This is a genomic window from Cryobacterium sp., assembly GCF_026786305.1.
Classification (GTDB): domain Bacteria; phylum Actinomycetota; class Actinomycetes; order Actinomycetales; family Microbacteriaceae; genus Cryobacterium.
Map to the genome: position 1 here is coordinate 16,581 of NZ_JAJAYI010000096.1, position 18,752 is coordinate 35,332.

Sequence of the window (18,752 nt, forward strand, 5' to 3'; positions counted from 1 at the left end):
GGTGGTTTAGATTGGTGTCATACAGGGCCGTGAGGATGGTCAACGTCGGTTTGGGACGTCGAGTGGAGAGCGGGGCCCATGTGGCCGACTGGTTCGGCGTGCTGGTTTGCATTGGCGGGGGAGCCGTTTCTTCCGACGATCCTGACGTATTAGTGTCGCTACCTGGCGGCTGGCTCTGCGAACAGTGACGCGGCCCGCAGTATGGCCCTCTCTACCGCAAAGACGCGCATCGGCGTTCAGAAGGTCAAAGTTCTCGATGCTTCTGAACATGGCAACGCCGACCTCTCAGGTGGAGGCTGGCCCGACTTTGCGACGGCGTCGATTTCATGGCAGAATATGGGATTGTGCCGCTGCAGGACTCTGCCACAGGGGAGCCTGCACTTCGCGGCGCACATCCTCATACTGATTGCTTCGTTAGCGAAGCACCAAGCGTAGTCGACCTGTGGCGGGTACAGAGAGCGATACAATATGCACATTCTCGACGCGGTAGACGCCCCATCGCTGAAGCAGGGTCTTCCTGACTACCGGGCCGGCGACACCGTCAAGGTTCACGTCAACATCATTGAGGGAACCCGCGCTCGTATCCAGGTCTTTCAGGGAGTCGTCATCGGCCGCTCCGGCGAAGGCGTGCGCGAAACGTTCTGCGTTCGCAAGGTCAGCTTTCAGATCGGCGTCGAGCGTACCTTCCCGGTGCACTCCCCGGTCATCGACCACATCGAGATCGTGACCCGCGGCGATGTTCGTCGAGCGAAGCTGTACTACCTGCGCGAACTGCGTGGCAAGAAGGCCAAGATCAAGGAAAAGCGCTAACTTTCGCGCCAACCAAAGATCTAACCGGATTCTTCCCTGAGCTCCTCATCACCTAAACTGATGAGGAGCTCAGGCGGTTAAATGACAGATGACGTGCTCGCCTCCAGGTCCGATCGTCGGGTGTCAGAGTCGAAGAATTCCCGCAGCAGGAAGGCGCCCAGCAAAAAGCGCAGCGTCCTGCTGTTCAGTCGTGACCTTCTGATCATTTTTGTGGTCGCACTCCTCATCTCGTTCCTGATCAAGACGTTCCTGATCCGGTCGTTCTACATCCCCTCCGGGTCCATGGAGAACACCCTGCAGATCGACGACCGCATTATCGTGAACCAGCTCGAGCCCGAGCTGATCCCGATCACCCGCGGCGACGTCATTGTGTTCAAAGATCCCGGCGGATGGCTGCTTCCGCAGGCTGACATCGTGCAAAACCCGATCGTTGCCGGAGCCGACTGGCTTCTTTCGGTTGTGGGCCTGTCCGCGCCCGACAGCAACGACCACCTCATCAAACGTGTCATCGGGCTGCCCGGCGACCACGTCGTCTGCTGTAACGTTCTCGGCCAGATGAGTGTCAACGATATTCCGCTCGACGAATCCGCCTACGTGCTCTTGCCGGCTGGCGAGACGAAGGTCTCCGGCATCGACTTTGACGTGACCATCCCGGCCGAGTCGCTCTGGATGATGGGTGACAACCGCTACAACTCCAAGGATTCCCGCTTCAATGGTGAAACCGTCGGCAAGGGCTACGTTCCCATCGAGAACGTCGTCGGGCGTGCGCTCGTCGTAAGCTGGCCGCTGGCGCACTGGGCCTGGCTCGATGACTACCCCAACGTGTTCCGCGAGGTGGAACAAGCCGACAAGGGCGCCGAATAGTGGCGGTCTGCGACCCCACCCTCGAGGTGGAGCTCGATCTGCTCCGCACCGGTGCCAGCTTCGTGATCGGCTGTGACGAGGTGGGCCGCGGTGCCCTCGCCGGGCCGGTGGCCGTGGGATTCGCCGCGGTGAACGCATCCGTCCTGACCATGCCGGCGGGATTGCGCGACTCGAAAATGCTCAGTGAACCACGCCGGGAACTACTCGCACCGCTCGCCGTGTCCTGGGCGACCCACTCGGCCGTCGGGCTTGCCTCGGCCGCGGAAGTCGATGAGCTCGGCATCATCGCCTGCCTCGGGCTCGCCGGCAAGCGGGCGCTATCCGGGCTGTACGAGCAGGGCGTCGATGTCGCCGGCAGCATCGTGCTGCTGGACGGCAGCGACGACTGGCTGAACAAGGCGCTGGCCACCCCGCTGAACGTCGTGACCCGCATCAAAGCCGACCGGGATTGCGGGTCGGTGGCGGCGGCATCCGTCATTGCGAAGGTGCACCGTGACCGCCTCATGATCGCCGCACACGAGGAAGCGCCCGGCTATGGCTGGGCGTCGAACAAGGGCTACGGCAGCGCCGCGCACATGAGCGCGATCGACCTGCTCGGGCCGAGCCCTTTACACCGCAAATCCTGGCTCAAGATCTCAGCGTAAGATGAGATCACCATGGAAGAAGACGAATTCGAGGACTACGACCGCGAGGTCGAGTTGGCCCTGTACCGGGAATATCGAGACGTGGTTGGCCAGTTCCAGTACGTCGTAGAAACCGAACGACGCTTCTACCTCGCGAACGAGGTCGAACTGGTGCGCCGTGACACGGAACACGATTTCTACTTCGAACTGACCATGAAGGACGTCTGGGTCTGGGATGTCTACCGCTCCGACCGATTCGTGAAATCGGTCCGTGTACTGACGTTCAAAGACGTCAACGTGGAAGAACTCGCGTCGAAAGACTTCGAACTTCCCAAGGAACTTGCGCTCGACGAATAAGGAATGACTCCGGGGCCTCGGGTGGCCGGACCAACCGACGAAGGTTTAGGAAGGCAACCCTGTGATCCAGGACGCTGATCGTGCCCGTGCAACGTGGAGCAACCGCGAGGCTCTCGCCGAGGCGATGATTCCCCTGATCGGGCGCCTCTACCGCGACAACACCGTCGTGACGAGCGTCTACGGTCGCGGTCTGGTCAACAAATCGGTCGTCGGCCTGCTCAAGGCGCACCGATTTGCGCGCCACATAGCGGATGTCGAACTTCCGCTCGAGGAGACCCTCCCGATTCTGCAGGCCCTCGACGGGCTCAACCTTGGTGCCGCATCGATCGACCTGGCCCGCCTGGCCCTCGGCTTTCGCGAGCAGGACGACCGGGTCACCCTCGAGGAATACCTGCGCGCCGAACTCGCCGACGTCGTCGGCCAGCGCGGGCTCGACGGTCGCACGAGCACCGACGTCGTGCTGTACGGTTTCGGTCGCATCGGCCGGCTGCTCGCACGCATCCTGATCGAGCACGCCGGCGGCGGCCAGGGCCTGCGCCTGCGTGCGATTGTCGTGCGCCGCGGTTCCGCCAACGACCTCATGAAGCGTGCCAGCCTGTTGCGTCGCGACTCGGTGCACGGCCCGTTCGAGGGTACGATCACCATCGACGAGGACAACAACACCATCCTCGCCAACGGCACGCTCATTCAGGTGATCTATTCCGGTGACCCGGCCAGCGTCGATTACACGCAGTACGGCATCCACGACGCCATCGTCGTCGATAACACGGGTAAGTGGCGCGACGAAGAAGGTCTGTCTCAGCACCTGGAGTGCCCCGGTGTTGCCCGGGTACTGTTGACGGCGCCGGGCAAGGGCGCACTGAAGAACATCGTGCACGGCATCAACCACACCGACATTCTCGCCAGCGACCGCATCATCACCGCGGCATCCTGCACCACGAACGCGATCACCCCGGTGCTCAAAGCCATCAACGATCGCTACGGCATCATCGACGGTCACGTCGAAACGGTGCACTCGTTCACCAACGACCAGAACCTCATCGACAACTTTCACTCCGGCGACCGTCGAGGCCGCTCAGCCGCGCTCAACATGGTCATCACCGAGACCGGCGCGGCCAAAGCCGTGGCCAAGGCCCTGCCCGAGCTGGCCGGCAAGCTCACCGGCAACGCGATCCGCGTTCCCACGCCCGACGTGTCGATGGCCATTCTCAACCTCAACCTCGCCAGTGCGACCGACAAGGACGAGCTCAACACGTATCTGCGTACCATGTCGTTGCATTCCTCGCTGCACCGGCAGATTGACTTCATCGACTCGCCCGAGGTGGTCTCGAGCGACTTTCTCGGCTCGCGTCGCGCCGGCATCGTCGACGGCCTCGCCACCATCGTCACCGAACAGAAGGCCGTGCTCTACGTCTGGTACGACAACGAATACGGTTACAGCTGCCAGGTCATTCGGGTGCTCGAGGAGATGTCCGGCGTGCACGCACCGATCTTTCCTGCCATCCACGCCGAAAAACTCGCGCCGGTCGCGTAGCGGTCAATCTCGGGTGTCCGCTCACGCCGGCCCCATGTTCGGACCGCAGGCCCATGATCCAACCCGGGCCCATGATCCAACCCGGGCCCGGAACGTGTTGGTGCGCTACGTCAGCGCGGTGCCGACTCCGGGCGCGGCTCGCAGATGACCACCGGAATCTCGCGCTCGGTTTTGCCCTGGTAGGCGCCATATCCGGGGTAGGCGGCGACGATGCGCGGCCACAGCTCCGCTTTTTCGGCGGATGACGCAGACCGGGCTCGATACGGCCGCGTCACCCCGCGAATGCTCAGGTGCACGTCGGGCTGCGCCACGAGGTTGAGGTACCAGAACGGATGCCGGTCGTCACCTCCCTTGGACGCCACGAGCACATACCGGCCGTTCTCGTGAACGGGCGCCGTGAGCATCGTGGACCGGCGTTGCCCGCTACTGCGGCCGATCGTGTGCAGCTCGACGGCCTGCATGGTGCCGATGGTCCAGCCGAGGCGTCCGCGGGTCGCGGTCAGCAGCATCCGGTGTATGACGTTCATCGCGCGCATGCCGAGATCGGTCACCCGGTGCCGCAGAGTTTTACCGGAGTTCATACGCCCAGCGTACGTCGTGTGGGGCGTTAGGTTGGAAGAATGACTCCAGCAACGATGCTCAGTACGATTCTCCGCGATGCCGGCTCCTCGCGCCCCTATGCCGACAGCCGCCCGCTGGCGCTCGAGCAGGTTCCGGTGCCGGCTCCGCGCGCCGGCGAGGTGCTCGTGCGCATCGAACGCTCCAGTCTCTGCCACTCCGATCTCTCGGTCATCGATGGCTCTCGCATTCGCCCCCTGCCGATGGCGCTCGGACACGAGGCCGCCGGCACCGTGACCGCGCTCGGTGGCGGCGTCGACGATCTCGCCGTCGGCGACCGAGTCGTGCTGGTTTTCGTGCCGAGCTGCGGCGACTGCCGGGCCTGCCTGGCCGGGCGCCCCGCACTCTGCCACCGCGGCGCCGAGGCCAACGGAACCGGTGACCTGCTGCACGGCCCGGCCGTGCTGGCGAGCGATTCGGGGGAGCGTATCAACCATCATCTGGGGGTCTCGGCATTCTCGCAGTACGCGGTCGTCGCCCGCGAATCGGTCGTCGCGATCGACCAGGATGTTCCCTTCGACGTCGCTGCCATGTTCGGCTGCGCGGCCCTCACCGGCATCGGAGCCGTGCTCAACACCGGCGCACTCACGCCCGGCCAGTCCGTGATCGTGTTCGGGCTCGGCGCGGTCGGCCTGATGGCCGTCATGGCGGCCGCCCAGGTCGCCGGCACGACCGTCATCGCGATCGATCCGCTGCCGGAGAAGCGGGCGCTGGCCCTGCGTTGCGGCGCCCACCACGCCGGTTCGCCCGATCAGGCTGCCGAGCTCGTGCTCGAGCACGCGGGCGACGGGGTCGACCTCGCCATTGAGGCCGTCGGCAGCGCCCGGGTGATGGAGGCGAGCCTGGCGCTGCTCACCCGGGGCGGCGCCCTCGTCTCGGTCGGCCTGCCGCACCCCGACCAGGCCATCACGACGCCGGCGCTACAGTTCGCCGGACTGGGTCGGCGGCTGCTCGGCTCCTACATGGGCGACTCCGTGCCGAGCCGCGACATTCCCCGCTACCTGCAGCTGTGGCGCGACGGCGTGCTGCCGGTCGAGCTGCTGCACACCGATACCCGCCCGCTTGCCGACCTCAACGAGAGCCTCGACGCGCTCGTGGCCGGCGACGTCGTGCGCCGTCTGTTCGTGATGCACGCCGAGTAGCCTCCTCCACAGGAGCTCGCGCCCCGCCGCTGTCCACCAATGCGGCGGCGGCCCGGCCAGCGCTTGTGCGAGCGGGCAGTCTGGTGTTCGGAGGCACTCGTGGCGCGCAAAGACGAACTCGGCAAGCTCGGCGAAGAGCAGGCCGCGCGCTTTCTGGAGAATGCCGGTTACACGATTCTGACCCGCAACTGGCGGTGCGCCGAGGGGGAGATCGACCTCGTCGTGCAGAAGGGCGCGGCCGTCGTCTTCGTCGAGGTGAAGACGCGCAGCGGCCTGAGTTTTGGGCATCCGTTTGAAGCGATCACCATGAAAAAGCTCGCCCGGATGCGCCGCCTCGCCGCCGCCTGGTGTGTGCACGCCGACCGGTGGCCGCGCCAGATCCGGCTCGACGTCATCGCGGTGATCGCCCCGGCCGGCCGCGAACCGGTCATCGAACACCTCCAGGGCGTGTTCTGATGGGCATCGCCCGCACCCACGCCGTGGCCTTGCTCGGCCTGGCCGGCGCGCTCGTCGAGGTTGAGGCCGACATCTCGGCGCAACTGCCCGGCATGATTTTGATCGGCCTGCCCGATGCGGCCCTCGCGCAGGCGACCCAGCGGGTGCGTGCCGCGGCCGCCAACAGCGGATGCCCTCTCACCATTCACCGCCTCACGATCAATCTGTCGCCGGCGGCGTTGCCCAAGCACGGCGCCGGCTTCGACCTTGCGATCGCAGTGGCCTGCCTCGCCGCCGACAGCACCGTTTCGCCCGAATCGGTCGGGAAGGTTGTGCACTTCGGCGAGCTCGCTCTCGACGGCCGGCTGCGGCCGACCTCGGGTATTCTACCGGGGGTCATGACCGCCGCCCGCCTCGGTCACACGACGGTGATGGTACCGATCGGCAACGAGGCCGAAGCACGACTCGTGCCCGATATTCGGGTGATCGGTGTGGCGTCACTGCGCGAGGCGGCGATCTGGCACGGTGCCCGCCTCGCGCCCGTACCGGTCGACCCGATCATGGTGGCGGCCCCGCCGACGAGCCTGGCGGCCGAACCCGACCTGGCCGACGTGATCGGCAATGACGACGCCATTCTGGCCCTGCAGATCGCTGCGGCGGGTGGGCACCACGTGTTTCTGCTCGGCCCACCCGGCGCCGGCAAAACGATGCTGGCCGCACGGCTGCCCGGCCTGCTGCCCGACCTCGACCCGGCCAGCTCACTCGAGGTCAGCTCCCTCCGCTCGCTCAGTGGACTCGGACTGGGCGGAGCCCTGATCACCCGGCCGCCATGGGAAGCGCCACACCACACCGCGACCGCCGCGGCCATGGTCGGCGGTGGGGGCGGACAGATTCGGCCGGGGGCTGCGTCGCAGGCCTCGCACGGCGTTCTGTTTCTCGACGAGGCCCCCGAATTCGCCTCCCCGGTGCTCGATGCTCTGCGTCAGCCTCTCGAATCCGGCTGGATCAGTATCCACCGCGCCAACGCCGTCGCTCATTTTCCGGCCCGGTTTCAGCTGGTGATGGCGGCCAATCCGTGCCCCTGCGGGCAATACGGGGCGGACGATCTCAGTTGCACGTGCCCGCCGAACGCACGCCGCCGCTACCTCGCCCGCATCTCCGGTCCGCTGCTGGACCGCATCGACATTCAGCTCAACGTCAAGCGCATCACCTCCGCCCAGCTGCGCCTCGCCGCCACCACTCGGCGGATGACGAGCGTCACCGCCCGGCAGCGGGTGGTCGCCGCCCGTGCGGCGGCGGCCGAGCGGCTGGGCAGCACGCCCTGGACCCTGAACTCCCAGGTTCCGGGCCCGTGGCTGCGCGGCGCACCCGTGCGACTGGCGCCGAGCACCACTATGGGCCTCGATCGCGCGCTCGAACGTGGCGGAATCACCATGCGCGGCTACGACCGGGTGCTGCGCATCGCGTGGACCCTCGCCGACTACGACGGCCTCACCAGTCCCGGCTCCGACCAGGTCGGCCAAGCCCTCTACCTACGCAAAGGAATGACATCATGATGCTGTTCGGTCTCGACGAGACCCGGGTGAGCGAGCTCGCCGCGGGCGTGCGCGGTGGGATACCGGCCGACGACGACCCGGCCACCGCTGGTGAGGTGTTCGCCCGCGCCGCCTGGTCGGGCATCGCCGAACCCGGTGATGGTACGGCCGGCCTGCTCGTGGCGAGCCTCGGCGCGGGTGCGGCCCTGACCGCCATTCTCGAGTCGTGGAGCCCGGTGCGGCTCGGCGCGCTCGTGCGCGATGTGCTCGGTGGCGAGCGGGGCGGGCCCGATGTCGTCTTTGCGGCCAGTCCGAGCACCGATAACGCCGAAGCGGATGCCGAAACCAGCGCCGAGCTGGAACAGGCCCTCGACCTGGGGCTGCAACGCTGGCGGCCGCGGCTCAACTCGGGCCAGGTCATCCGTTCGCTGCAGCAAGCGGCCCGCATGCAGACCCGGTTACTCCTGGCGACGGATGCTCTCTGGCCGCCCTCGCTCGACGACCTCGAGCGGCATGCGCCGCTCGCATTGTGGTGGCGCGGCGTGCCCGGCGCCCTTGCCGCGCTGACCAACTCGATCGCGCTGGTCGGTGCCCGGGCAGCCACCGGGTATGGCGAACACATTGCCATGGAGGCTTCGGCCGGGCTGGTGGACCGCGGTTTCGCCGTCGTGTCCGGTGCCGCCTATGGTATCGACGGCATGGCCCACCGGGCCGCACTCGCCAGCGACGGCATCACCGTGGCCTTTCTCGCCGGCGGAGTCGACCGGTTCTACCCGAGCGGCCACGACTCCTTACTCACGCGCATCGCGGCCTCCGGGGCCGTTGTGTCGGAGCTGCCCTGCGGGGCAGCACCCACTAAGTGGCGTTTTTTGCAGAGAAACAGGTTGATTGCCGCAGCGAGTGCGGCGACGGTCGTGCTCGAAGCCGGCTGGCGGTCGGGCTCGCTCAACACGGCCGGTCACGCGTCGGCCCTGGGCCGGCCGCTCGGCGCCGTGCCGGGGCCGATCACGAGCCCCACCTCGGCCGGCTGTCACCGTCTTATTCGCGAATTCGCCGCGGTCTGCGTGACCAACCCGACCGAGATGGCCGAGCTCGTCGGCGAGCGGTCGATTCAGGTGCCACTGGATTTTCCCGACACCGATGCTGGGCCCGGTCCGATACCACGCACGAGCGACCAGGTGCGGGTGTTCGATGCACTGAGCGGTCGTTCTCCGCGCACGGTCACTGACCTGTCGCGGCGGGCCGGAATGTCGAGTGCAGCCGTGCGCGGCGCACTCGGCGGTCTCGATCTCGACGGGGCAGCCCAGGAGCGGGAGTCTGGCTGGGTGCGCCGGCTGTAGTAGCCCGGCTGGCATGCCCCGGATGTGTTAGCCAGGCTGCGCGGCTGACCGATGGTCCCGGTGGCCATACCCGGAGCCCACACCCGGAGCCCCCACCCGGAGCCCACACCCCGGAGCCCACACCCCGGGGTCAGTTCCGATCGTCTGTCGCCCGGTGTGAAGTGGTGGTGGTGGGCGGGGTCGTGCCCGCCGGTTGGTCGGCGTCTGCATCGGCGTCGGCGTCTGTGTCGGTGTCCGCGTCGGCGTCTGCATCGGCGTCTGCGGCCGCACAGGCCCGCGCCACCGCAGCAAGGGAGAGCGCGACGTCTGCGTCATCCGTCGACCAGTTGCTCACCGAGATGCGCAGAATATCCCGGTCGTGCCAGCGCGACCCTGACATCCACGCCGAACCCTCGGCAATCAGCTTCTGCGTGACCAGCCGGGTGCGATCATCGCTGCCGAAACTCACGCACACCTGCGTGAACACGACCTGGTTCAGCACCAGGGCGCCCGGCAGCGACCGCAGGCCGTCGGCCAGGGCCCGCGCATTCGCCGCGAGACCGTCGACCAGTGCGATGGTGCCGTCGCGGCCGAGCGATCGGAGCGCGGCCCACACCGGAACACCCCGGGCCCGGCGGGACAGCTCGGGCACCTTTTCGAACGGGTCACCGGGGCCCGAGTTGCCAGAAGTTTCGTCAGCTGCCACGAGGTAGCTCGCGTGTAGGCCGAACACCCGTCGCACCACCGCGGGCCGGGACACGATCGCGACCCCACAGTCGTAGGGCACGTTGAGGGTTTTGTGCGCATCCGTCGCCCAGGAATCAGCCCGGTCCAGACCAGCCAGCTGGTCACGGGAGCGCGGGCTGGCCGCCGCCCACAGGCCGAACGCTCCGTCCACGTGCACCCACGCTCCGTGCCGGCGCGCCACGTCGATCGCCGCGCCCATCGGGTCCGACGCCCCGGAATGCACGTTGCCGGCCTGCAGGCAGACGACGGCCGGGCCGGAGCCGGCGGCCATCAGCTCGGCCAGGGCGTCGGGCCGTAACCGACCATCGTCATCGACGGCCACCACGATCGGCGCACCAAGGCCGAGATAGCGCAGGACGACATCGATGACCTCGTGGCGCTCCGCCCCGACGAAGACCCGCACGCGGGGAGCGCCGGACAGCCCGTCCCGGTCGAGGTCCCACCCGGCCTGCTCAAGCACCCACTGCCGGCCGGCGGCGAGGCCGACGAAATTGGCCATGGTCGCGCCGGTCGTGAAGCCCACGTCGGCATCCGGCGGCAGCCCGAGCAGGTCGAGCAGCCAGCCCCCGGCAGTTTCCTCCAGCACCGCTGTGGTGGGAGTTGCGAAGCGCATGGCGGCATTCTGATCCCAGGCGCTCACCAACCAGTCCGCAGCGAGGGCGGCGGGCAGGGTGCCGCCAATCACCCAGCCGAAAAACCGCCCGGAGGGCATCGCCATGAGCCCGGGCTCCGCGAACGCGGCGAGTTCATCGATGACGTCGGCCGCGGCGGTGGGCGAGAAGGAAAGAGGGCCGGCCGACAGGGCGGCCAGAGTATCGGCGTCGACGCGGGGGCCGACCGGGCGGGAAGGTAACGACGCGAGCCAGGTCTGGGCGTGCACCATTGCACGCTCCAGAGCCGCGGTGTAGGCATCCGGCTGAGCAGACATGCCGCCATGGTAGTCCCGCGCGGTCAGGTCTGCCCCTTGTCGCCGGTTGCGTTCGGGGTTACTGTGACCCCAACATCGCCACCCGCCCCGCCCCCTTTTGATTGTCATTATTTTGCAGAGATGTGGATGTCATGAGCGCACAGGTACCCATCCGTCAACGAGGCCCAGGCTTCGCACTCACAGTTCTGACGGTCGCGGCGGCGGTGTTGGTTTCCGCACCGACGGCGCTCGCGGCTCCCGCGGCGAGCGCCCTGAGCCAAGCCGCCGCCAGCCCGATCGCCGCGAGCGCAGTCGCCGCCAGCCAGTTCACTGCGACCCCGGTACCGACGATCGCCGGTATACCCCAGGCCGGCCGGCGACTCACTGCCTCACCGGGTACCTGGAAACCGGCCCCGGTGGCGCTGTCCTACCGCTGGATGGTGGGTGGTGTGACGGTTCCCGGGGCGACCGCATCCGTTTTCACTCCCTCGAACACACACGTGGGAAAGCGCGTCACCGTTACCGTTACCGGCACGAAGGCCGGATATCAGACGGTCTCGAAGGCGAGCGCTCCGACCCGGCTCGTCGCCCCGGCCACCATTGCCGTCGGTGCCAGTCCCCGCAAACTGGTGGTGACAGCCGACGGCCGCTGGGCCTATGTCGCCAACTCCGGGGCGGGCACGGTATCGGTCATCAGCGCCGCGACGGGCAGAGTTGTCGCGACCGTTCCGGTGGGCGGCAACCCGATCGGGCTGGCGGTGTCGGCCAACCAGAAGCAGCTGTTCGTGAGCAGCTGCACCGATTTAAAGGTGTACGCAGTCAACATCGCCTCGAACACCGTCGCGTACTCCTTCAAGACCGGCACGTGCGGAGACCTCGTGGCCACCCCCGACGGCAAATCCCTGTACATCGGCAACTCCCCGACGCTGACGGAGATTACCGTGGTCACGATCGCCAGCCGCTCGCTCGCTGAGCCGATCTTCGCCTTCGCCTCGGTGAGTGAACTGACGCCGAGTGCCGACCAGACGAAGGTGTACGTCAGCAATGGCGACGACTACTCCATCCTCATCGTCGACACCGCGACCAATCGGCTGCTGACCAAGCGGTTCACCACCTCGCATCCGCCGGTCGCGTCGGCGCCGTCGCCCGACGGCAAGACGGTCTATGCGAGCCTTGGACGAGACCTTTTCACGGGGCCGTCCAATGCCGTCGAGGTCATTGATATCGCGACGAACCGGGTGCGGGCCAGCATCGCCATCAATGCACCGGGCGACCTCGAGGTGAGCCCCGATGGGTCCAAACTCTACGTTCTGTCCCGAGACGACAACACCATCGTGACGGTCAGCACCGCAACGAACCGGGTGCTCAGCCGCATCCCGGTCGGGCGTGCCCCGTCGAGTCTTGCCGTCACGCCGGACGGCAGAAAGGTCGGCATCGTTAATTCCGGCGACAACACGGTGTCGGTGCTCCCGGTGTTCTGAATCAGATTCTCGCGGTCTTTCGCTTCGTCGGTGCAGACAGCGGCGGAAACGGCCACGTCGACGGCGGCTGTAGTGGTGGGGGCTGTGTCCTGAGCGCGCTGTCGGTGGGGGCACGTAGTCTGAAGACCCGACGAGAGGTGAACCATGGCAGCCGTGCAGCTGGGCCAGTACGTACCCGCTGAGAAGATTCTCGTTCATCTGAGTGACACGCATTTTCTCGCGGATGGCCTGGCCCTCTACGGCGCCGTCGATACCGATCACACCGTGCACCGCGCCCTCGAGCATCTGCACCGCTCGGGCATCCGCCCTGATGCCCTCATTCTCACCGGTGACGTGACCGATCGCGGCGAAGCGGATGCCTACCGCCGCATTCGCGGCATTGTGGAGGCTGCCGCTGCCCAGTGGGAGGCGCGGATCATCTGGGTAATGGGCAACCATGACCAACGTGAATCGTTTCGTACCGTGCTCCTCCGCGAAGAACAGTCGGGTGTGCTCGATGCGCCCGTCGACCGGGTGCACGACCTCGACGGCCTGCGCATCATCGTCCTCGACACGAGCGTTCCCGGCTATCACCACGGCGAAGTTACCGACGATCAACTGCACTGGCTGACCGACGCGCTCAGACACCCCGCCCGCCACGGGTCGATTCTGGCCCTGCACCACCCACCGATTCCCACCCCGTTGCCGTTGATGAGCGTGCTTGAGCTGCAAGACCAGCCGCGACTGGCCGCCGTTCTGGCGGGCAGTGATGTGCGGGCCATTCTCGGCGGGCACCTGCACTATTCCACTCAGGGCCTGTTCGCCGGCATCCCGGTGTCAGTCGCGGCGGCCACCTGCTACACGATGGATCTGAGCGCTCCCGACCGTGAACTCACCGGGGTGAACGGCGGCCAGACGCTCAACCTCGTGCACGTCTACGCCGACCAGATCACCCACTCGCAGCTGCCGATCGGGGCGTTCGCGGCCGTCGCGCAGTTTCCAGCCGACTACGTCGATCAGCTGGCCGCCCTCTCTCCCGAGGACCGCCGGCAGGCCTTTTCGCGACAACAATGACGACGAGCGAGAGAAACTGAACCCGTGCACCTGAGCGATGACATCGACGAGTTTCTGCGTTACCTCAACGCCGAGCGCGGCTTCTCGGCGCACACCGTGCGGGCCTACCGCACCGACCTGCACCAGTTGGCCGGGTTTGCTGCCGACCGCGGCGCCACAACATCCGCTGATCTGAGCCTGGAACTCCTGCGGGAATGGCTGTGGGTCGCCACCCAGGCCGGCCTGGCCCGGGCCACCCTGGCCCGCCGGTCGGCGTCGGCGCGCAGCCTCACCGCCTGGCTCGCGCGCAGCCACGATGACAGCACCGACCCGGCGGCGCGCCTGCGCTCGCCGAAGCCGGGACGCACCCTGCCGCGCGTCATCACCCACACCCAAATGACCGACCTGCTCGACCTGCTGGCGGTCCGCGCCGCTGGGGGAGAGGCGCTCGCGCTGCGGGATCGAGCCATCGTGGAACTGCTCTACGCCTCGGCGCTACGCGTCTCCGAGCTTGTCGGCCTCGATCTCACCGACGTCGACCTTGACCGGTTGACCGTGCGGGTTACCGGCAAGGGCGCGAAGGAACGCGTGGTTCCCTTCGGGGTTCCGGCGCAGCGTGCTGTCGTTGACTACCTGCGCCAGGCCCGGCAGACACTCGCGGGTCAAGCGGCACCGTCGAGAGCCACAGCACCAAACTTGACAGCACCAAACTTGACAGCGGCGACCACTCCAGCAGGAAACACCACCGCGGTGTTCCTCGGTCGCCAGGGCCAGCGCCTCGGCGTGCGGGGGGTCTACCGCCTCGTCGCGACCCTGCTTGCCGCGATTCCCGGCACCGGTCCGGCCGGACCGCACGCCCTACGGCACACGGCTGCCACCCACCTGATCGATGGCGGGGCCGACCTGCGCGCGGTGCAAGAACTGCTGGGCCACGTCAGCCTCGGTACCACCCAGATCTACACTCACGTATCGGCGGAACGCCTCAAAGGCAGCTATGGGCTCGCCCACCCCCGCGCCTGACCCGGCCCAAGGGTGGCACAGTTCCGAGCAGAGCAGAGCAGAGCAGAGCAGAGCAGAGCAGAGCAGGGCAGAGCAGAGCCACCGGCATCAGAGCACAGCCATCTTCACGGCACAGCCGGTAGCAAGACCGCTCGGGGTAGATTCCCGAGAAAGAGCAGCGGCGACACATACCACCCGTGCAGGCGCACCCCGAGGTGCAGGCACCCGGGCGGGCAATGACCGCCGCTTGCCACGGTGCCGATCACCTGTCCCGCGCGTACCCGATCTCCCATCGTGACGAGGGCGTCTACGGGCTCCACCGTCGTGATCACATCACCCGGCTGCATGATTGACAGCACGGGTCGATCAACAACGTGCCCCGCGAACGACACCACGCCGTCGTGCGGAGCAAAAACTTCGTCGTTCGCGAGGGCCGCCAGGTCGATCCCGCGATGACCGCTCGCATAGCGTGACTCCGGCGCTACGAACGCCCGGATCATCACGTGCGGTTCCGACAGCGGCCAACGCCAGTCATCCGCTCTGGTCGGGGCGGCACCGGGCGGTGGCCCGGCCGGCGCGGCACCCGACGCCGATCCCGCACCAAGAACCACAATCACAATAATGAAAGCGCATGCCGCCAGCGCGCGTAGGTTCTGCATGACCCCACCTTGCCGCCCGGCCTCGGCCTCGGCGGGGGATCGAGCGGATCCGTGTTCATATCCACGGTGCCGGGCCTGTGGAGGAGAGTGCAGGAAAAGAGTGCAGGAGGAGGAGGCTGCAGGAGAAGGCTGCAGGAGGAGGCTGCAGGAGGAGGCTGCCGGAGGATATACCGGACGGCCAACCGGAGATCGAGCCGGTCGCACCAGCAGCCTCGGCGGTGATACGCTATTCCAAGCAGCGCTTCGTGCGCTGACTACGCGTGCCCATTTGGCCGCCATGTCCAATCGGTCCCGCCTCACGAGAAACTTCGTGACGCAGGGCGGACGTGTGCCGGGCACCAGGAGCGATGATCGACCGATCATTGCACAAACCGATTGGTGTGGCTTTCGAGCACGCACCAGAACAGGAGCACGGCACATGGCCGTCGTAACCATCCGCCAGCTGCTTGACAGCGGCGTGCACTTCGGGCACCAGACCCGCCGTTGGAACCCGAAGATGAAGCGTTTCATCTTCACCGAGCGGTCCGGTATCTACATCATCGACCTGCAGCAGTCGCTCGGGTTCGTCGACAAGGCCTATGACTTCGTCAAGGAGACGGTTGCCCACGGCGGCACCATCCTCTTCGTCGGCACGAAGAAGCAGGCTCAGGAATCCATCTCCGAGCAGGCGCAGCGCGTGGGGCAGCCTTACGTCAACCAGCGCTGGCTCGGTGGCCTCCTCACCAACTTCCAGACCGTTTCCAAGCGTCTGGCGCGCATGAAAGAACTCGAAGAGCTCGACTTCGACGACACCGCCAAGAGTGGTTTCACGAAGAAAGAAATGCTCATCAAGAAGCGCGAGCTCGTCAAGCTGCACAAGAGCCTCGGCGGAATCCGTAACCTCACGAAGACCCCGTCTGCCCTGTGGGTTGTGGACACCAATAAGGAGCACCTCGCCATTGACGAGGCTCGCAAGCTCGGCATCCCCGTTATCGCCATCCTCGACACCAACTGCGACCCCGACGACGTGCAGTACCCGATCCCGGGCAACGACGACGCCATCCGATCCGTTGGCCTGCTGACCCGCATCATCGCGGACGCCGCAGCCGAAGGCCTCATCCAGCGCCACGCCAAGCCGGAGGCCGAAGTTGAGCCCCTCGCCGCGTGGGAAGCTGAACTGCTGCAGGCATCCGACGCCGAGACCACCCCGGCGCAGTCCTCTGCCGAGACCGAAAAGATTGCCGACGCTACTGTCGTCGCCGACGAGGCCGTCGTTGCAGAGCCCACCATCGCCGACGCTGTCGCCGACACCGACGTTGCCGCCGTCCTGGCTGCCGTCTCCCCTACTGACACCGATGACGCGGCCGTTGTTGCCGACGAGACCAAGTAAGGAACCCGGTATGGCAAACTTCACACTTGAAAACGTCAAGGCTCTTCGCGAGAACCTCGGCACGGGCATGGTCGACACCAAGAATGCCCTCGTTGAAGCTGACGGCGACATGGACAAGGCCATCGAGATCCTTCGTCTCAAGGGTGCCAAGGGCAACGCCAAGCGCGCTGACCGTTCCACTTCTGAGGGACTGGTCGCTGCCAAGGAAATAGGCACAACTGCGTACATGATCGAGCTCGCCTGCGAGACCGACTTCGTCGCGAAGGGTGACAAGTTCGTCGTCCTGGCCGACAAGGTTCTCGACGCGATCGCCGCCGCCGGCGCGACCACCGTTCTGGCCGGACTGGCCGCTCCGGCCGGAACCCAGACCGTCGCGGAGCTCATCGACGGCGCAGCCGCCATTATCGGTGAGAAGTTCGAACTTCGCCGTGTTGCCGCCGTCACCGGCGAGTTGTTCTCGATCTATCTGCACAAGACCAGCAAGGACCTGCCCCCGCAGGTCGGCGTTGTTCTCGGCTTCTCCGGAGTCGACCTGGAGACCGCTCGCAGCGTGGCCCAGCACATTTCATTCGCGAACCCCGAGTACCTGGCGGCGAGCGATGTTCCTGCTGATCTCGTGGAGACTGAGCGCAAGATCGTCACCGAGATCTCGAAGAATGAGGGAAAGCCGGAAGCGGCACTGCCCAAGATCGTTGAGGGACGAGTCAAGGCCTACCTCAAGCAGGTCGCACTGCTCGAACAGGACTACGCCAAGGACAACAAATTGTCCGTCGCGAAGGTTCTCGACGACGCAAAACTGACCGTGTCGGGCTTTGCCCGGTTCAAGGTCGGCGCCTAACAAAAAATGACGGAGGTCGGATTGCGAAAGCGATCCGGCCTCCGTTTGTGTGTGTGCCCCGGGTGGGGTGCACTCGCGCACTTGGTAGTTTGGTAGCACCCCATCTCGGAAGGCCCCGCACGACATGACTGACACGGCCAGTACGTCCATGACCCACACCACCCCGCTGAACCCCGCCGCGGTCGTCAAGAAACGCCGGGTGCTTCTCAAACTGTCCGGCGAGGCCTTCGGCGGCGGCGCCGTCGGTGTGAATCCGGATGTCGTCAGCTCGCTGGCTCGGGAGATCGCCGAGGGCGCCAAGCAGGTCGAAGTGGCCATCGTCGTCGGCGGCGGAAACTTCTTTCGGGGCGCCGAGCTCTCCCAGCGCGGCATGGACCGCGGGCGTGCCGACTATATGGGCATGCTCGGCACCGTCATGAACGCCCTCGCCCTGCAGGACTTTCTCGAACAGGCTGGTGCCGAGACCCGAGTGCAGTCAGCCATCTCGATGACCCAGGTCGCTGAGCAGTACATTCCTCGGCGAGCTGAACGTCACCTCGAGAAGGGCCGCGTCGTCATCTTCGGTGCCGGAGCCGGACTGCCCTACTTCTCGACCGATACGGTCGCTGCGCAGCGCGCCCTCGAAATCGACGCCGACGTGGTGCTCGTCGCCAAGAACGGCGTGGACGGCGTCTATTCCGACGACCCCCGCACCAACCCCGATGCTCAGAAGATTCACCACATCACCTACCTGGAAGCCCTGCAGCGCGGCCTTAAAGTGGTCGACTCCACCGCGTTCAGCCTGTGCATGGACAACCACATGCCCATGCAGGTGTTTGGCATGGTCCCCGACGGCAATGTCACCGCTGCCATTCTCGGCACCGATCTGGGCACTCGCGTCTCCAACTAGAATTATTTCACCACCAATTAAGGAGTCACCGTGATCGCGGATGTTCTTTCCGACGCCACTGCGCGCATGAACCGGGCCCTCGAAGCCGCCAAAGACGATTTTGGCACCGTGCGTACGGGCCGCGCCAACCCGCAAATGTTCGCGAAAATTCTGGTGAGCTACTACGGCACGTTGACCCCTCTGGAACAGCTGGCGTCGCTGCAAAACCAAGAAGCGCGCACGATGCTCATCGGTCCCTACGACAAGGCAGCGCTGCGCGACATTGAGATCGCCATCCGCGACACCCCGAATCTGGGCGCCAACGTCGGCAACGACGGCACTACTATTCGGGCCACCCTCCCTGAACTCACCACGGAACGCCGTAAGGAATTCGTGAAGATCGTCAAGGCCAAGGCAGAGGATGCCCGCATCTCGGTGCGCAACATTCGCCGCAAGGCCAAGGATGAGCTCGACGCGCTCAAGAGCGAGGTCGGCGACGACGAGGTCGGTCGTGCCGAGAAAGAGCTCGAGCTGATCACCAAGAGCCACGTGGACGGCATTGACGACGCCTTCAAGCGCAAGGAAGCCGAACTCCTCGAGATCTAGGGAACGATC

19 protein-coding genes are annotated in these 18,752 nt (G+C 66.2%); 16 read left to right on the plus strand and 3 right to left on the minus strand.

Features of this window, described 5'->3' with window-relative positions:
• Positions 1-468 precede the first annotated feature (468 nt).
• The 5 genes from rplS to LH475_RS12290 all read left to right on the plus strand — a co-directional run bounded on the left by rplS (position 469) and on the right by LH475_RS12290 (position 4,188).
• Positions 469-810 (plus strand): 50S ribosomal protein L19, encoded by a 342-nt coding sequence (gene rplS, locus LH475_RS12270; protein ID WP_297414294.1) that lies wholly within the window; start codon positions 469-471, stop codon positions 808-810.
• Between the two features lie 81 nt (positions 811-891).
• Positions 892-1,674: a signal peptidase I gene (gene lepB / locus LH475_RS12275; protein WP_196842679.1), complete on the plus strand. Its 783-nt coding sequence runs from the start codon at positions 892-894 to the stop codon at positions 1,672-1,674.
• Entirely contained in the window at positions 1,674-2,318 is a 645-nt protein-coding gene (locus LH475_RS12280; protein ID WP_196842680.1) for a ribonuclease HII, read from the plus strand. Before lepB ends, LH475_RS12280 begins: the two co-directional genes overlap by 1 nt.
• 12 nt (positions 2,319-2,330) lie before the next feature.
• Entirely contained in the window at positions 2,331-2,654 is a 324-nt protein-coding gene (locus LH475_RS12285; RefSeq protein ID WP_022886464.1) for a DUF2469 family protein, read from the plus strand.
• Positions 2,655-2,715: 61 nt separating this feature from the next.
• A complete protein-coding gene (locus tag LH475_RS12290; protein WP_196842681.1) occupies positions 2,716-4,188 on the plus strand; it encodes a glyceraldehyde-3-phosphate dehydrogenase in 1,473 nt (490 codons plus the stop codon).
• 110 nt (positions 4,189-4,298) lie between these two features.
• Here the strand turns inward: LH475_RS12290 and LH475_RS12295 are convergent, their stop codons facing one another.
• The gene (locus tag LH475_RS12295; RefSeq protein WP_297414301.1) at positions 4,299-4,769 is read right to left on the minus strand and encodes a nitroreductase family deazaflavin-dependent oxidoreductase; all 471 of its coding nucleotides are present in this window, start codon (positions 4,767-4,769) and stop codon (positions 4,299-4,301) included.
• A 39-nt stretch (positions 4,770-4,808) separates the two neighbouring features.
• Here LH475_RS12295 and LH475_RS12300 point away from each other — a divergent pair, with 39 nt between their 5' ends.
• From LH475_RS12300 to dprA, 4 genes are all read left to right on the plus strand, one after another.
• On the plus strand, positions 4,809-5,948 hold the full coding sequence (locus tag LH475_RS12300) for an alcohol dehydrogenase catalytic domain-containing protein (protein ID WP_196842683.1): 1,140 nt from the start codon (positions 4,809-4,811) through the stop codon (positions 5,946-5,948).
• Between the two features lie 99 nt (positions 5,949-6,047).
• Entirely contained in the window at positions 6,048-6,404 is a 357-nt protein-coding gene (locus tag LH475_RS12305) for a YraN family protein (RefSeq protein ID WP_196842684.1), read from the plus strand.
• Positions 6,404-7,939, plus strand: coding sequence for a YifB family Mg chelatase-like AAA ATPase (locus LH475_RS12310; protein ID WP_297414304.1), 1,536 nt, complete (start codon positions 6,404-6,406; stop codon positions 7,937-7,939). Before LH475_RS12305 ends, LH475_RS12310 begins: the two co-directional genes overlap by 1 nt.
• Positions 7,936-9,258 (plus strand): DNA-processing protein DprA, encoded by a 1,323-nt coding sequence (gene dprA, locus LH475_RS12315; protein WP_297414306.1) that lies wholly within the window; start codon positions 7,936-7,938, stop codon positions 9,256-9,258. Before LH475_RS12310 ends, dprA begins: the two co-directional genes overlap by 4 nt.
• 130 nt (positions 9,259-9,388) lie before the next feature.
• Here the strand turns inward: dprA and LH475_RS12320 are convergent, their stop codons facing one another.
• The gene (locus LH475_RS12320; RefSeq protein WP_297414308.1) at positions 9,389-10,912 is read right to left on the minus strand and encodes a pyridoxal-dependent decarboxylase; all 1,524 of its coding nucleotides are present in this window, start codon (positions 10,910-10,912) and stop codon (positions 9,389-9,391) included.
• A gap of 131 nt (positions 10,913-11,043) precedes the next feature.
• On the opposite strand from LH475_RS12320, the gene LH475_RS12325 reads away from it, so the two are divergent.
• The 3 genes from LH475_RS12325 (at position 11,044) to LH475_RS12335 (ending at position 14,424) form a co-directional block, all read left to right on the plus strand.
• Positions 11,044-12,372, plus strand: coding sequence for a YncE family protein (locus tag LH475_RS12325; protein ID WP_297414309.1), 1,329 nt, complete (start codon positions 11,044-11,046; stop codon positions 12,370-12,372).
• 144 nt (positions 12,373-12,516) lie between these two features.
• The gene (locus LH475_RS12330) at positions 12,517-13,425 is read left to right on the plus strand and encodes a phosphodiesterase (protein WP_196842688.1); all 909 of its coding nucleotides are present in this window, start codon (positions 12,517-12,519) and stop codon (positions 13,423-13,425) included.
• Between the two features lie 24 nt (positions 13,426-13,449).
• Positions 13,450-14,424, plus strand: a complete 975-nt coding sequence (locus tag LH475_RS12335) for a tyrosine recombinase XerC (protein ID WP_297414312.1) — start codon at positions 13,450-13,452, stop codon at positions 14,422-14,424.
• Positions 14,425-14,528: 104 nt separating this feature from the next.
• Here the strand turns inward: LH475_RS12335 and LH475_RS12340 are convergent, their stop codons facing one another.
• Positions 14,529-15,062, minus strand: coding sequence for a M23 family metallopeptidase (locus LH475_RS12340; protein WP_297414314.1), 534 nt, complete (start codon positions 15,060-15,062; stop codon positions 14,529-14,531).
• Positions 15,063-15,480: 418 nt separating this feature from the next.
• Between LH475_RS12340 and rpsB the strand changes: the two genes are divergently transcribed.
• From rpsB to frr, 4 genes are all read left to right on the plus strand, one after another.
• Positions 15,481-16,431 carry a 30S ribosomal protein S2 gene (gene rpsB, locus LH475_RS12345; RefSeq protein WP_196842690.1) on the plus strand — a complete coding sequence of 317 codons (951 nt, stop codon included), beginning with the start codon at positions 15,481-15,483 and terminating at the stop codon, positions 16,429-16,431.
• Positions 16,432-16,441: 10 nt separating this feature from the next.
• A complete protein-coding gene (gene tsf, locus LH475_RS12350; protein ID WP_297414317.1) occupies positions 16,442-17,269 on the plus strand; it encodes a translation elongation factor Ts in 828 nt (275 codons plus the stop codon).
• A 148-nt stretch (positions 17,270-17,417) separates the two neighbouring features.
• Positions 17,418-18,158, plus strand: a complete 741-nt coding sequence (gene pyrH, locus LH475_RS12355) for a UMP kinase (RefSeq protein WP_196842692.1) — start codon at positions 17,418-17,420, stop codon at positions 18,156-18,158.
• Between the two features lie 30 nt (positions 18,159-18,188).
• Positions 18,189-18,743, plus strand: a complete 555-nt coding sequence (gene frr, locus LH475_RS12360) for a ribosome recycling factor (RefSeq protein WP_092108831.1) — start codon at positions 18,189-18,191, stop codon at positions 18,741-18,743.
• The last annotated feature ends 9 nt before the right edge of the window (positions 18,744-18,752 follow it).

Excerpts from the sequence above, each read along its gene's own strand:
- rplS (WP_297414294.1), top strand. The coding sequence starts at position 469 with ATGCACATTCTCGACGCGGTAGACGCCCCATCGCTGAAGCAGGGTCTT.
- lepB (WP_196842679.1), top strand. The coding sequence starts at position 892 with ATGACAGATGACGTGCTCGCCTCCAGGTCCGATCGTCGGGTGTCAGAG.
- LH475_RS12285 (WP_022886464.1), top strand. The coding sequence starts at position 2,331 with ATGGAAGAAGACGAATTCGAGGACTACGACCGCGAGGTCGAGTTGGCC.
- LH475_RS12295 (WP_297414301.1), bottom strand. The coding sequence starts at position 4,769 with ATGAACTCCGGTAAAACTCTGCGGCACCGGGTGACCGATCTCGGCATG.
- LH475_RS12300 (WP_196842683.1), top strand. The coding sequence starts at position 4,809 with ATGACTCCAGCAACGATGCTCAGTACGATTCTCCGCGATGCCGGCTCC.
- LH475_RS12310 (WP_297414304.1), top strand. The coding sequence starts at position 6,404 with ATGGGCATCGCCCGCACCCACGCCGTGGCCTTGCTCGGCCTGGCCGGC.
- dprA (WP_297414306.1), top strand. The coding sequence starts at position 7,936 with ATGATGCTGTTCGGTCTCGACGAGACCCGGGTGAGCGAGCTCGCCGCG.
- LH475_RS12320 (WP_297414308.1), bottom strand. The coding sequence starts at position 10,912 with ATGTCTGCTCAGCCGGATGCCTACACCGCGGCTCTGGAGCGTGCAATG.
- LH475_RS12325 (WP_297414309.1), top strand. The coding sequence starts at position 11,044 with ATGAGCGCACAGGTACCCATCCGTCAACGAGGCCCAGGCTTCGCACTC.
- LH475_RS12330 (WP_196842688.1), top strand. The coding sequence starts at position 12,517 with ATGGCAGCCGTGCAGCTGGGCCAGTACGTACCCGCTGAGAAGATTCTC.
- LH475_RS12340 (WP_297414314.1), bottom strand. The coding sequence starts at position 15,062 with ATGCAGAACCTACGCGCGCTGGCGGCATGCGCTTTCATTATTGTGATT.
- rpsB (WP_196842690.1), top strand. The coding sequence starts at position 15,481 with ATGGCCGTCGTAACCATCCGCCAGCTGCTTGACAGCGGCGTGCACTTC.
- tsf (WP_297414317.1), top strand. The coding sequence starts at position 16,442 with ATGGCAAACTTCACACTTGAAAACGTCAAGGCTCTTCGCGAGAACCTC.
- pyrH (WP_196842692.1), top strand. The coding sequence starts at position 17,418 with ATGACCCACACCACCCCGCTGAACCCCGCCGCGGTCGTCAAGAAACGC.